This is a genomic window from Cyanobacteriota bacterium, from assembly GCA_025054735.1.
Classification (GTDB): Bacteria; Cyanobacteriota; Cyanobacteriia; order SKYG9; family SKYG9; genus SKYG9.
Genome location: JANWZG010000047.1, coordinates 1 through 13,507, shown reverse-complemented (window position 1 = coordinate 13,507; position 13,507 = coordinate 1). Strand labels below are relative to the sequence as shown.

At 49.5% G+C, this 13,507-nt stretch carries 13 protein-coding genes; 5 read left to right on the top strand and 8 right to left on the bottom strand.

Translation table 11 applies throughout. From position 1 onward, the window contains the following. Window positions 1-281 (bottom strand): hypothetical protein (locus tag NZ772_03930; GenBank protein MCS6812708.1); only part of this gene is annotated, 281 nt, incomplete at its 3' end. Between NZ772_03930 and NZ772_03925 the strand changes: the two genes are divergently transcribed. Further along, window positions 280-402, top strand: coding sequence for a hypothetical protein (locus NZ772_03925; protein ID MCS6812707.1), 123 nt, complete (start codon window positions 280-282; stop codon window positions 400-402). The genes NZ772_03930 and NZ772_03925 overlap by 2 nt on opposite strands. A gap of 252 nt (window positions 403-654) precedes the next feature. On the opposite strand, the gene NZ772_03920 is transcribed toward NZ772_03925, so the two are convergent. Together NZ772_03920 and NZ772_03915 are read right to left on the bottom strand one after the other, a co-directional pair. Next, on the bottom strand, window positions 655-2,169 hold the full coding sequence (locus NZ772_03920; protein ID MCS6812706.1) for a UbiD family decarboxylase: 1,515 nt from the start codon (window positions 2,167-2,169) through the stop codon (window positions 655-657). A 210-nt stretch (window positions 2,170-2,379) separates the two neighbouring features. After that, complete coding sequence (locus NZ772_03915) at window positions 2,380-3,579, bottom strand: hypothetical protein (GenBank protein ID MCS6812705.1); 1,200 nt, start codon at window positions 3,577-3,579, stop codon at window positions 2,380-2,382. A 436-nt stretch (window positions 3,580-4,015) separates the two neighbouring features. Between NZ772_03915 and NZ772_03910 the strand changes: the two genes are divergently transcribed. The 3 genes from NZ772_03910 (at window position 4,016) to NZ772_03900 (ending at window position 7,129) form a co-directional block, all read left to right on the top strand. Then, window positions 4,016-4,990 carry a tetratricopeptide repeat protein gene (locus NZ772_03910; protein MCS6812704.1) on the top strand — a complete coding sequence of 325 codons (975 nt, stop codon included), beginning with the start codon at window positions 4,016-4,018 and terminating at the stop codon, window positions 4,988-4,990. A 110-nt stretch (window positions 4,991-5,100) separates the two neighbouring features. Continuing rightward, complete coding sequence (locus NZ772_03905; protein ID MCS6812703.1) at window positions 5,101-5,919, top strand: Nif3-like dinuclear metal center hexameric protein; 819 nt, start codon at window positions 5,101-5,103, stop codon at window positions 5,917-5,919. A 91-nt stretch (window positions 5,920-6,010) separates the two neighbouring features. Beyond that, window positions 6,011-7,129 (top strand): PstS family phosphate ABC transporter substrate-binding protein, encoded by a 1,119-nt coding sequence (locus NZ772_03900; protein ID MCS6812702.1) that lies wholly within the window; start codon window positions 6,011-6,013, stop codon window positions 7,127-7,129. Window positions 7,130-7,194: 65 nt separating this feature from the next. Here the strand turns inward: NZ772_03900 and NZ772_03895 are convergent, their stop codons facing one another. Genes NZ772_03895 through NZ772_03880 form a run of 4 tightly spaced genes read right to left on the bottom strand, consistent with a single transcriptional unit; the run spans window position 7,195 to window position 10,262 of the window. After that, complete coding sequence (locus NZ772_03895; protein ID MCS6812701.1) at window positions 7,195-7,527, bottom strand: SMR family transporter; 333 nt, start codon at window positions 7,525-7,527, stop codon at window positions 7,195-7,197. A gap of 1 nt (window position 7,528) precedes the next feature. Then, on the bottom strand, window positions 7,529-8,065 hold the full coding sequence (locus NZ772_03890; protein ID MCS6812700.1) for a YqeG family HAD IIIA-type phosphatase: 537 nt from the start codon (window positions 8,063-8,065) through the stop codon (window positions 7,529-7,531). Window positions 8,066-8,078: 13 nt separating this feature from the next. Continuing rightward, a complete protein-coding gene (locus NZ772_03885) occupies window positions 8,079-9,011 on the bottom strand; it encodes a decaprenyl-phosphate phosphoribosyltransferase (protein MCS6812699.1) in 933 nt (310 codons plus the stop codon). Window positions 9,012-9,014: 3 nt separating this feature from the next. After that, window positions 9,015-10,262, bottom strand: a complete 1,248-nt coding sequence (locus NZ772_03880; protein ID MCS6812698.1) for a glycosyltransferase family 39 protein — start codon at window positions 10,260-10,262, stop codon at window positions 9,015-9,017. A 992-nt stretch (window positions 10,263-11,254) separates the two neighbouring features. Between NZ772_03880 and gorA the strand changes: the two genes are divergently transcribed. Beyond that, a complete protein-coding gene (gorA, locus tag NZ772_03875; GenBank protein ID MCS6812697.1) occupies window positions 11,255-12,634 on the top strand; it encodes a glutathione-disulfide reductase in 1,380 nt (459 codons plus the stop codon). Window positions 12,635-12,650: 16 nt separating this feature from the next. Here the strand turns inward: gorA and NZ772_03870 are convergent. Continuing rightward, the coding region (locus NZ772_03870) for a hypothetical protein (GenBank protein MCS6812696.1) at window positions 12,651-13,507 on the bottom strand (857 nt) is incomplete at its 5' end.

Sequence of the window (13,507 nt, the reverse complement as noted above, 5' to 3'; positions counted from 1 at the left end):
TCTTTGTCGAAGTCAAATCCCAGCAGGTCTGCTATCATGCCCCGCACGGAGACGTAGCGAGGAAATAGCTCAAACCGATGGAGGTCATTCCACACGGCATCGGTCGTATTTAACAACACCACGGCTGATGCATTCTCTGGGATCAGAGCCTCGACAGGGGGTGGTGTACGATCGCTAAAGGGAGTGGGGAGGTTAACGCGACTGCGGAGAGCAGGCTGGGCCAGTGCAGAACTGGCAGATAGCACAAGCAGCGACAGGGTAGCAAGGGCAACACGACGCATGACGAAACCTCCGGTCTCCTTGGTAAATGACTTGACGATCGTTGAAGTTGTCGTTAACTTACCCAAAATTTTAGTGGGTATCTCCAAAGCTGTACCAGCTAATTGGTTTAAGTTGTCATAACCACGATCGTGCTGACGATTTCAATACCTAACACTTGTATCGAGTGTATCGAGCGTTATGATCTTGAGCAACGCGCTGTCACGTCAAGGTGTTCTCTTAGCAACAAGCTCTATGACCTTTAGAGCTGAGCATTTAACTGCTCAAGCATTTGAAACTCAAATATTCGACGGTAATTGCCTCTTAGTCAAAACTGTAGCAAAGTATCCTCGAAATTCTTGGTTGACGTGAAAAGCAGACAGCCATTACACGAACTTAAGTCTTGATCTCATAGCCAAAAAGATTAGGATCCACTTCTCTCAAACCTAGATCAGCTAGGCCATACTCTGCCCAACGACGGGTGACCATGGCCGCAACGTCAGGATCTGATTGCAGGGGAGGACTCCAAGGCCGATCGCTCTCTGGGTAGATTTTGGTCGTTGCATCGATGCCCATTTTGCTTCCCAGTCCTGGCTTTTCAGTGGCAAAATCAAGAGCATCGAAGGGGTTGTCTGGCAGGATGAACACATCCCGTGCTGGGTCAACTTTAGAGGTAATCGCCCATACCACTTGGCGGGGATCGCGGACATTGATGGTCTTATCCACAATGACTACAAACTTGGTGTAAGAAAACTGGGGTAAGGCGCTCCAAAATGCCAGAGCAGCACGGCGTGCCTGTCCGGGATAGGCTTTGTCGATCGAAATCACAGCAGCTTTATAGCTGAGTGCTTCCATAGGCAGAAAGAAATCTACAATTTCAGGCACTTGCTGACGCAAGATGGGGGTATAGATGCGGTTTAAGGCGATCGCCATCATGGCATCTTCCTTAGGCGGACGACCACTGAAGGTAGTGAGATAGATGGGATTGCGTCGATGGGTAATGCAGTGAAACCGAATCAATGGCGCGTTTTCGTTGACTCCACCGTAATAGCCCATATGATCCCCAGCGGGGCCGTCTTTACCCGTTTCCCCTGGTGTAATCGTCCCTTCCAAAATCAGTTCCGCATCAGCAGGCACCTCCAAATCCAAGGTTTTGCACTTGGCTAGGTGAATGCCCCGACCACTGTATAATCCGGCAAACAACCACTCCGACAAATCCACTGGCAAGGGAGTTGCTGCTGCCAAAATTACCAATGGGTCAACGCCTACGGCGACGGCAACCTCTAACTGCTTACCCCGTTCTGCGGCCTTGCGCAGGTGCCTTGTAGCGCCTCGTACAGAGAGCCACTGTACGGTCATGGTTGTCTTAGACTGAAGTTGCAGCCGATACACACCTACATTAGGGATCCCAGTTTCGCAATCCTTGGTGATCATCAGTCCTAGAGTCAGCACAGGTGCGGCATCACCGGGATACACTCGCAACAGGGGCAATTGGGTCAGGTCAACGGCATCCCCCTTGAGCACTACCTGCTGACAGGCTGGAAGCAGATCAATTCCTGGCTTGGCTTTAAGCACGTCAAATAGCACACTACCGAGTTCGATCGCCTGGGACAGCTTTTTAGGGGGACGAGGTTGATAGAGCAACGCTAGTTTCTTGCCTAGTGCTTCTAGCTCATCGGGGTGCTCCATGTTCATGGCCCAACAGACTCGCTCTACCGTGCCCAACAGATTCACGGCTACCGGATAGGTTGATCCTTTAACGTTCTCAAACAGCAGACCAGGGCCACCAGATCGCAGCAGGCGATCAGCAATCTCTGCAATTTCTAAGTTCGGGTCAACCAAGGCTTTAACCCGCCGTAGCTGTCCCCGCTGTTCTAATAACTTGATAAAGCTGCGCAAATCCCGTGCCATAGCCACCTATCACGAACATCTTTCTCCATTATCATGGCGGCATCATGGATTTTACGGCCAAGTTTTCGCTGCTGAATGGTAGAACTGCTGGAATGCAGAGTCTGGTAGTCCTTAAGAGGTAATGATTCTCTGGGAAGGGAGTGTGAGGGACATTCCCACAACAGAGGCCAAGCCCCCCTCGACCCCACCGAAATCATCACTGCCTTACCACTATCCAGAGTCTTTGTCACGACGCTTCATAGGCTTGGATGTAGGCTCTCGCCGCGCAGAAGGAGTGTGTTTTTGTCCACTTCCATCAGCTCGGTTTGGCCGTCCTGCACCTCCAGATTTCCATGGTTTTTTGCCTCGATGTTTCTGTGATCGAGCACCCGATGCCGACTTCTTGGGCAGAACAATACCTACAGGGTTAGCACTTTGCAACACAAGGTGATCAGCTTCACGCTGCACTTGCAGATCCCAAAAGCGCCCTAGCACTTTCTCGCTTGCGATCGTTCCTCGCAGCAGCAACTTAAAAGATTTTTCTGCCTTACTAGCCTTGCGAGGAGTTTGGCGAATTTTAACGATGACCCGCTGATGTTCTTCCGAGTGGTAAATTACCTCCCCTCGAATTGAAAAATATCCATCGGGAAGTTCTGACGCAGGCACATACTGAGCAATGTCTGTTAATGAGCCGTTGGCACTACTGCTGGTAAGATTACCCTCATTGTTCTCATCATCCGCTGCCGCCTCATCTTTCTCAGCAGACTGCCCCTCCATACTTGGCAGCCTATGTAGGGTCTCAGGTTCCCAAACTCCCACAATCTGTGCGTGCAGGTCATCCTCCTTTTCACGAGTGCGAGGATACACAACCCATAGATGCTCAGCTTCTAGGTCAATATGTTTGCGAATAAGGCTAATCACCCGCCCTAACAGCACAGCATCAATCGTTGTTCCATCTGACGTGATGAGACTGCCACGAGTTAACTGCTCACTAGAAGCAACATACTTACCTCGAATTAAGCCGATCGCTCGATATTGCATACGCTCACTCGGTGGAGGAATTGGCTGCTGCCGAACAATCGCTGCGTCAGTTGCTACATTATTAGCAGTCTGGTTGTCAATAACTGTTGAGGGAGCAGGCGTAGCGGAACTACTATCAGGTTTTTTGGATCCGTCTGTTTCTGTTGGTGTGATAGTTGTTCTCTGAGACCCCTTGGCTACAACAGCAACTACGGCTGGTGGGGAAGAGGCCGAAACCACAGGCTTGGGGGGCGTTGCTGGCCTAACGGGGCGAACAAGCTTTAGCTCTTCCTCTGATGACGATTCAGCACTAGACGATGATGTTGATTCTGGAGGAGTTGGCGGTTGGTTGGTGTCTTGAGATGGCAAAGACTTAGATTGCTTAACAGACCGACTAGGGGTAGAACTCATGGCGATGGCTCAGACGTTAGCAGACAGAGAGTTGCAGATAGTGAGACAGACTACACAGTCTAGGGCAAGCATTTGGCAACAGTTACTAGTGTCTCTGGATGTTAGAGACAATAACATTACCTTGAGTTTGCCACGTTTGCGTAATGATCTATCACATTCACCTTGATCTCTATTACTGAATGCTAGTCTGTTCTCGTTCAATCCGCAAAGTTTCCCTAGATTTCTGCGATCGCTTTGGATTCTTGCGCTAAATTTTTAGAGAATTCCTGCTAAGAATCAGGGTAAAGATCTGACTTAACATCAGGCAATTGTCTGATTTATTTCCAGCAAATAGCTTAAAGGCTTAAAGGCAAGCTTGTCTTGAGTTGGAGTAGGGGCAGCTTGCTTTGGCGAATGCTAGTCTTGTCGAGTGGTTTTGTAAAGGTGAGGCAACATTGTGTCTGAGCAGCCTAATCGTTGGTTTGTAAGAATCTTCCTAGTTCTTGCTGTTGCGTCGCTAGTCGGAGTAGCAGTTATTCCTTGGATTAATGCTGGCTTCAACCTAGAGGTGTCTGCCTCTAACAGTAGCGCAGATGCAAAACCCCTACCTACATCTCAGCAGGCAGAGCTAGAGTCTCAGATTAAGGGATATGAATTAGTGTTGCAGCGGGAACCCGATAATCAAACGGCTCTTAAGGGCCTAGTAGACTCTAGGCTAGACCTGATTAAGATCAAGCTTCAGAGCAACAAGTTATCTAGCGACGATGTAGCAGCCGCGATTCCATCCTTGGAACGGTTAGCCAAGTTTAATCCTAAGGAAATTCGGTATGGTGTGTTGCTGGCTCAGTATAAGCAGTATGTCGGCGATCGAGAAGGGGCAGCCCAAGCTTATCGCACTATTTTGAACACTAAGCCTGGTGAATTGTTGGCATTACAGGGGCTGGTAGGGCTATTGCTTGACCAAAAACGTCCTGAAGCTGCGATCGGCTTACTGAAGGACACATTGAAGCTAGCACCCCAAGCTAATAAAGTTCAGCCAGATGCTATTGATGTGATTTCTGTGCAATTGATTTTGGGTCAGGTTTATGAGCGGCAGAGTCGATATGACGAAGCAATCGCAGTTTATGACGAAGCTATTAAAGTTGCACCAGATGATTTTCGACCCATATTTGGTAAGGCGATCGTTCTTAGTCAACAAGGTAAGCTAGAGGAAGCCAAGCCACTCTTCACCATGGCTGAGAATTTAGCTGCACCTCAATATAAAGACCAAATCAAACAGGAAGCAGTCAAAGCTATTACCAAAGCCAACACCCCATCCCAAGCACCCAGTCAAGCGGTTGGCACAGATACACCTGATGCCACCACTGGCAGCAACCCGCTGGATGGAGCACCAAGCCCTTCCCTAGACCAGCCCATGCCATCAAAACCCTAGCTTGAGTTCCAGCGGCTATAGTCGCCATTTTCCAGGGCACCCAAGGGTTATACTTTTTGCAACTCATCCCTTGCTACACTAGATGCTGTGGCTGAGGTGCAGTGTTGATGATAACGGTAGCAGAGGTGATCGCATGGCTAGAGAACTGGGCTGATCCCCGCTGGCAAGAAAGCTGGGACAACTGTGGTTGGCAAGTGGATCCAGGTGTTCTGTCCCAGAAGGCTGCCGTACTAGTTTGCCTGACACCAACGCTGCCCGTGATGCAAGAAGCCTTATCTCTACGAGATCAGGGTATCGCCATTAACCTGATTTTGGCTCACCATCCATTGATTTTTCAGCCGCTGAAATCGTTGCAAACAGGACGACCGATCGCTGATCTGGTACGCTTAGCGTTCACCCATCAAGTTGGAATTTACACTGCCCACACAAACCTAGATCAAGCGATTGATGGTGTTTCCGACGTGTTGGGTCAAGTGATGGGTCTACAGGATGCCGTACCTATGGTTCCGGGTAAGGCAGCTAACTGTGGCTTGGGACGAGTGGGCACCTTGGATCCTGCTCCTACCTTGGCAACCCTATTAACCCACATTCAAGACTCTCTGCAACCAGTAGATTTGACCTATTCTCCAGAGGCTGATTTGCAACAGTCGATTCACCGCCTAGCTGTGTTGGGAGGATCCGGAGCTAGCTTTATTGAGACAGCAGTTCAATTGGGAGCGCAGGCTTACTTAACATCCGATTGTCGGTTTCACCAGTTTCAAGAGAGTCGCGATCGGGGTCTCGTGCTGATCGATGCTGGTCACTTTGCGACTGAGCGTCCAGCCTGTGCTCGGTTGGTAGAGAAGTTACAACATCATGGTGTGCCTGCATGGTTGAGCCAAAGGGACGAAGACTTTCGCCAGTTTTTCTCCAGTACCATCCGGCTTTAGGTACTGTGTTGCACAAAGGTGTTAAGGATTGGGTCAACCTAGGGAATCTGTCCTATGATGGATGGGATAGGTATCTGAGGGTATTGCGGCTATGACCCAAAAGCACGATACGGCAATCGCGGTGGCTGCTCTGTTGATTACTGCTGGCATCGTCGGAGGGGGGGCGATGTTTCTAGGCCGGTCAGGCATTAAGTTACCAGGTATCAGCCTTGGTCCTTCGCCCTCTGGATCGCCAGCAGGTTCTTCTAGCTCACCTAATGTTAAAGCCCCTACTCCAGCTTCTCCTAATTCATCTCCTGTAGCTTCGAGTCCTGTAACGTCTGGATCCTTTGCCAGCTTCGCAGAGGTACCGAATGTGCCATCGGGCCTGTTTAACTACGGGGGTAGCACCACATGGGCACCTATTCGACGAGATGTAGACAGCGTTATTCTGGCCACTGTGCCTAAGTTTCAGCTTCGCTATACCGACCCACCTACTGGTGCTCCCGGTTCCGGCAGTGGCATTAAGATGTTACTAGATAACCAGCTTGCATTCTCGCAATCGTCGCGTCCTCTTAATGATAGGGAATATCAGACAGCCACCCAACGCGGCTTTAGCTTGAAGGAAATTCCAGTGGCGATCGATGGCTTGGCGGTTGGCGTGAACTATAACCTAAACGTGCCAGGGCTTACTGTGTCCCAACTCCGCGACATTTATCTTGGCAAGATTACTAACTGGAATCAAGTAGGCGGGCCAGATCTTCCCATCGTGCCGTATTCTCGCCGTCCAGAAGAGGGCGGGACAGTAGAGTTTTTTATTGATAGTGTGCTGGATGGGCAGAACTTTAGCCCAGTCGTCCAGTTGATTCCGACAACGACCCAAGCACTCCGGCTGGTAGCCAAGAACCCTGGTGGCATCTATTACGCTACTGCTCCTGAGTTAGTGCCCCAATGTACCGTGAAGCCGTTACCAATCGGACGAAAACCAGGAGAATTTGTGCCCCCCTACCTAGAACCCTTGGTGCCTCCTAATGCTTGCCCCAACCAGCGTAACCAACTTAACCAACAGGCATTTCAACAGGGTAGTTATCCTATTACCCGTCGGTTGTCGGTGATTGTCAAGCAGAACGGTCAAGTTGACCAACAGGCAGGCGAAGCCTATGCAAATTTGCTGCTCACCAATCAGGGACAAGACCTGATCAGCCGGGCAGGTTTTGTGCGCATTCGATAGCTTTGCTCGTTAACTGATTGACGAGATGACTCTGTTATCTTTGGCCAGAGCCTCTGCCGACAGGTCTAAGGTTTAACATTGCCCAAACTGACAGCAGAAATGCCACTGATCATGAGGCCAATGCCCATCCATTGCACGGGTGATACTTGTTCTTTGAAGATTAGTGACCCCATCAGGGTGGTAGAGACTACAGTTAGGCCAATAATCACTGGATAGGCGACAGACAGGTTAAATTTGCCTAACACTAGCACATAAACAACGGTGCTGAGGCCATAGGCGAGGATTCCTCCCATCAGGTAAAGGTTGATGGGATGCTGGTTGCTACCTGCTTTTAGTAAAACTTGGGCGATCGTATTTAGGGCAATGGTTAAGGCCATAAGCAAGGCAAGTCCTAGCATGTTATTTATCCTTTCCAGTGTAAGGGTGATCCGTGAATGGCCAAAGTTCTGCATCTGGCGGGTAGGGAGTTTGCACCCAACGACCTAGTAGACGTTCCCACCAACGCGGAGGATGGGGCAAGGAGGCAACTCGAATGCCTACACAACCAACTAGCCATGCACCTAGCATATCGGTATGGCGGCTATCGCCGATGACAGCAATGGCAGATTTATCCAGCCCTAGATGGAGAATTGCTTTGCGAAACCCAGCAGGCAGAGGCTTTTTGGCAGGGCTGAGGGCAGCTATGCCCAACCTTTCTGACCAGAACTGCACCCGATGTTTGCGCTTGCCATTGGATAGGAGAAAAAACCGAATTCCTGTGGCCATGGCATCCCTAATCCAGGTTTCGGCATGGGGCGACAGGTAGCGATCGTCCTCAGAAACGATGGTATTATCCAAGTCTAAGATGATGCCCCGGATGCCCGCTTGCTTGAGCAACGCCAAGTCTAGACTAGCTAGGGTAACTACCTGGGTAGGTAAGGGAAAGCGTAGAGTCATGATGTCTTGTCCACTAGGCAATCACCCCACGAGACTTAAGCCACAAAATCCCAAAGGTCATAAGAATCCAACTGACCACAGTAGCCAAAATCGGAAAATCATGGAGCAAAATATCCTCTGGACGCTCCGTTTGTGCTCCCTCGGCTCGATTCTTGCTGCGGCGTTCTACTTCCTCTGGGTCACTCAAGAACTGGTAACGGAAAACGCCATAGATGACCAACGGCAAGGTCAATAACATCCAAGGGGTCGATGCCCCCCCTACATTCGGCCCCGAACTCCACAGGGCATAGGTGAGCACCGTTCCCGAAATAACCGTATTTTCCATCCGTCCTAGCAAAGCCATGGAATACCGATAGAGCACGGCTCGACCCTTGCCGCCCCGTAACTGGAAGGCTTGCAGTTCTGCCTTACGCTTTTCTACCCCCAAAAAGAGGGACAGCATAGCCGTACAGAGCAAGAACCAGGATGACAGGGTAATGCCGGTTGCTGCACCACCAGCACTGGCTCTTAGCACGAATCCTGTCGCGATCGCAATCACATCCAGCAATACTGTACGCTTTAATCGCACATTGTAAGCCACTTGCAGCAAGGCATAGGCCAACAACACTGCCCCTAGCATAGGGTTTTGCAGCCAGCCGATGATTAGCGCACCTCCTAGCAAGACAATGGCCATACCCGTAGCAACCGGGATACTAACCTGACCAGATGCGATCGGGCGTTTGCACTTCACAGGATGCTGGCGATCGGCCTCCACATCCACAATGTCATTAATCAGATAAAAGCTGCTAGAGACACAACAAAATAGAACAAATGCTAACACACTCCCCAGAATAGCCGTCGGCGTTAGCTGAAAACTAAACAACAGAGCCGCAAAAACAATGAGATTTTTTGTCCATTGATGAGGCCGAAGTGCTTTAAGGTAAGGAAACTGTAAAATGCTAGCCATAAATTAATTAACCTCATGAGGTTGAGAAGGTTGGGGAGTTGTCTGCTTCAGCATTTGCCGATAGCCTAAGAGCGATACAATGGCAAACGCCGCCAAGGTTGCAATCATAGGAATACTAGGGAAGTGATAGCGATCTTGAGCCACAATTACAGCGTGAATGGCCGCAAAATAGCCCCACAGAACTATCAAAGGATGAGTTATGCCCGTAAACCAACCAAACTGTTGAATTAGCATCACCCCGCCAGCTAGACCCAACCCCAGCATCAACAGCCAATACACTTGATTCAGTACTTTGAGGGGCATCATCACCCATGTACCATAGCGTTGAGTTAGACCATCCGCATTCCAGACCACTCCAATACTTTCACGACTGTGGGTAATAATCGTTCGCTGCACTGTACGCCGCAGAAACAGTAATGGTCTTTGTCGAATATGTTCCTTGGCTAAATCTTTTAAATAACGGTTTCGCTTAGCCTCATCCATAGAAGCCACCTCAGGAGGTAATGGCATATATTCCCCAGTGGACTTAGGGTTATTGCCCATCCATAGGTTGGCACCCCCATTGGTAGAAATCAGCACAAACTCGCCAAAGACTTGAGCATTGCGATAGGACCAGGGCAAAATCAACCCCAACATTAACAGACTAGTTGCTACTCCCATTACCAAGGTTTGCCAAATTTCCTTGGTGTTCAACCAACGAAACCCGACCAACAAGACAGGAATCAATAACGCTGTTGGCCGCACGTAGCTAGCGGCTGCCAGTAAGATCCCCACTCCCCCCACTTGTACCCACAGCTTTAGCCGCGTCTCAAACCACAGGTTCAATACTAGGATGATCAAGGCATTAAAAATCAGTTCACTAGCCAACACAGTAGTGAACTGGATTTGGCTAGGCCACAGCGCCAATAGCCACCCTGTTGTTAAGGCAACTTGCTGCCCAAACCACTGATGGGCAAGGCGCATGGCACCCCAACTGGTTACCACCGCCACAAGAATATGGAACAACACGATCGGGGTGTAGTTGTGACCAAAGAGAGCATACAACAGAGCATAGACTGCGGAGGTACCCACAGGCCAGTAGGCCGTGGGCGAATCTGCATCCCAGCGGTAACCAATACCATTAGCTAAATTTTGAGCAAAGGTATCATAGGCAATGCTATCCCCCACAGGGACGACAGGCACTGCCAACGCCCAAGCGATTCTGACAATCAGAGTTATCCCTATGACCAACCAGTAAGGGTTGTATTGCATACATGTTTTATTCATTACTGGTATATGTTTTGCGTGTATGTCACTGATGTACAGCAAGCTTCTGCACGCGCTTCAGCGTAAATCTGGAATATAGGCTGCTGACTCCAAACATCAGTCCTAAATGCGATAACTCTGCTAATCTGCTGTAACTAGCTTTGCAATATTGTAGAGACAAGCCCCTATTGCCATGCCTAAACCATCTACAGTCAGCTATGAATAATATTCCTCGGCTTATACCTCTAGTCGAATAATGAAGGCTAATTCAAGCAGTGGCTACGAGTCTTGAGTTCATAAGCTTGAGAGCATAAACCCTTGACACAAGGTTTAACTAATAAGCCTTTGTAACCAACTATCACCCTGATCTACACCTAGAGCCACATCAGACATTATTGCTGCACTGTACAATCAACCTACACTGTTAGTTGCTAATAGCCCAATGAGAACACTAGCGAGTATGGTAACCAGAATTTTTCTTTGAGAAAACAGTTTGGAGAAGGATAAAAATGATACATGAAAATCACTGGTGGCAAAAAGTGTAGCTCATACAGAAATGCTTCTCTGCGATAGGCACTGTGAAGAGCTAGTTGGCCTGCTCGACGACGGCGCACAGAAAAATTGCCACAATTCTGGTCGGTGAATGAGGGCGTGGAGTCCTGTGGCTAAACAGCCTAACTAAAGGACAGCAGGAGCCAGGTAACCCTCCACTGGAATTAGACGGGCATGATTGCTAGATAGTAAAGAGCTTGCCTGTGAGCTGTTCTGTCTAGTCATACTCTTCGCCCCTCGCCATGGACAATACACTGCACTTAGCACCATGATAGCCATCCAGTTGTCAGCACTGTACCCAGGCAAAACGTGCCTACCAACACCAAAACCATATCTTGCCGCTAATAGGCAAGAAACCCGAGGATGAGTAGTAAGAAAGAGTTAGGTAGTCACTCAGATTTTATTTAAGATCAAGTTGGATGCGTGTTCCTACGTGGAAGTAAACTATGACCTACGATTTTGACTTATTTGTGATTGGTGGTGGCTCTGGTGGTATTGCTACAGCCCGACGGGCAGCCGAGTATGGTGCAAAGGTTGGGATAGCAGAGTTTGATCGCTTGGGTGGTACTTGTGTAAACCGGGGATGCGTGCCTAAAAAACTGATGGTGTATGCGTCTCACTTTCCCAACTACTTTGAAGAGGCAAGGGGATACGGCTGGAGCGCTGTACAGAGCCAACTAGACTGGTCAACGCTGATTACAGCGGTCAATAACGAGGTAACACGCTTGAATGGCATCTATCAGCGGATGTTAGATAATTCCAAGGTGGAACTGTTTCGAGCACATGCACGGTTTGTCGATAACCACACACTGGAGGTAGGCGATCGCAAGGTTACGGCGGATAAGATTCTGATTGCTGTGGGAGGTAGACCAGTAAAGCCAAACATCCTGGGCATTGAACACGCCATCACCTCAGACGATATTTTTCACTTAACCGAGCAACCCAAACGGGCAGTAATCTTGGGGGCAGGCTATATTGGCTGCGAGTTTGCTTGCATTTTGCACGGCTTGGGTACTGAGGTAACCCAGATTCTGCGGGGTGAGATGATTTTGCGGGGGTTTGACCGCGATTTGCGCTCGGAAATTCAGCAGGCAATGGTGCGTCATGGTGTGCGGATTATTCACAGCAGCACGCTGATTGCGATCGAGAAAACGGAGGCAGGGCTACAGGTCACCGTTGAGGGCAAGTTAGCAAAACCTGATGGAGATGACGAACCTACCCAAGAGACTGTGATTGTAGATGCTGTTACCCTAGCAGCAACAGGACGCAGGCCCAACCTCCAAAACTTGGGTCTAGAAAACGTGGATGTGAAGATTCATGCTGAGGCAATTGTAGTGGATGAGCACAGCCGCACATCAGTAGACAACATCTATGCTGTAGGTGACTGCACTAATCGCATTAACCTCACTCCTGTAGCCATCAACGAGGGACGGGCCTTTGCAGACACTGTGTTTGGCAATAAGCCACGACTAATGAACTATGACAATGTGCCGACTGCTATTTTCACTACCCCCGAAGCTGCTACAGTGGGCTTGTCAGAAGAAGCAGCCCGTGAACAATATGGCAACGAAGCCATCAAGGTCTATCGCAGTCGTTTTCGTCCCATGTACTATACGCTAGCGGGCCGCGACGAGAAAACTATGATGAAGCTCGTCGTCCACACCCAGACGGATAAGGTGTTAGGGGCACACATGGTCGGAGATTATGCAGCAGAGATTATTCAAGGGGTAGCGATCGCCGTTAAAATGGGAGCTACTAAGGCAGATTTTGATGCCACTGTAGGCATTCACCCTAGCTCTGCTGAAGAATTCGTCACCATGCGGTAAGGGCTGACAGCCTCGCCTAACGGGACGAGCGGTTAGACACAAATGAGTTTCGCCGACTAGAGAGCAAGCCCTGAGTAACGCGCTGCCGAGCACGATTGCCCCGCTCCAGCGCGTCTGTCATTGGATATTTGCCATAGGTTTGGCGAATGACGAGGTAGCTATTGATCACCCGCTGCTCGTCTGCTTCAGTGCCATTAGCCAACTGACTAGCGGACATGTTTTGTTGTTTCAGGGCTTCAGCCACGCAGGACACCACATAGCCAGGACGGTTGACATGATTGTCAAGCAACAGAGCCACGCCAAACTCTGATGTGAATAGTCGTGAGAGGGCAACATTTTGCAAGTCTCGCTGGGGGCTGAAGTAAAAGCGATCGAGTCGGTTAATAGCATGAAGAATCTGCACTGACTGCACAACAGTATCTGTGCCTGCGATCGCAAAGCGATAAGCCCAAATTGGCTGGCGGAGTATAGATTTTTGGGCTGTACTCATTAACCGTTGCCCATTTAACGTAATCCAACCGGTATCGGAACCTTCTTGGGGTTGCACATCCAGGCCAAACTGGCCAAAATAATGCTGAAACACAGTTGGTGCCTGTCGTTTCAACAACTCCAACAGTGCCCCCAACTCACCAGGACTATTTTCAGCCCCAGCGGTCCATTGAAAGATGCCAAAGCTGAGAAAGCTGTTATCCCAAGTGTTAATGGCATCTAAGTTACCCTCATTCTCCGCTACGGCTGTGATTACCTTCACTTCCGAGTCACTCAGTTTTAGGGATCTAAGCTGTGTTGATGCCCTAGCAATAAAGGTTTGAGGGTTTTGGGTGCCACCGCGATACAGTCCTTTCTCATAGATGCGGCCAACTCGCTCTGATG

Coding starts and splice junctions, on each gene's coding strand:
- NZ772_03925 (MCS6812707.1), top strand. CDS start 280: ATGACGAAACCTCCGGTCTCCTTGGTAAATGACTTGACGATCGTTGAA.
- NZ772_03920 (MCS6812706.1), bottom strand. CDS start 2,169: ATGGCACGGGATTTGCGCAGCTTTATCAAGTTATTAGAACAGCGGGGA.
- NZ772_03915 (MCS6812705.1), bottom strand. CDS start 3,579: ATGAGTTCTACCCCTAGTCGGTCTGTTAAGCAATCTAAGTCTTTGCCA.
- NZ772_03900 (MCS6812702.1), top strand. CDS start 6,011: ATGACCCAAAAGCACGATACGGCAATCGCGGTGGCTGCTCTGTTGATT.
- NZ772_03895 (MCS6812701.1), bottom strand. CDS start 7,527: ATGCTAGGACTTGCCTTGCTTATGGCCTTAACCATTGCCCTAAATACG.
- NZ772_03890 (MCS6812700.1), bottom strand. CDS start 8,065: ATGACTCTACGCTTTCCCTTACCTACCCAGGTAGTTACCCTAGCTAGT.
- NZ772_03885 (MCS6812699.1), bottom strand. CDS start 9,011: ATGGCTAGCATTTTACAGTTTCCTTACCTTAAAGCACTTCGGCCTCAT.
- NZ772_03880 (MCS6812698.1), bottom strand. CDS start 10,262: ATGCAATACAACCCTTACTGGTTGGTCATAGGGATAACTCTGATTGTC.
- gorA (MCS6812697.1), top strand. CDS start 11,255: ATGACCTACGATTTTGACTTATTTGTGATTGGTGGTGGCTCTGGTGGT.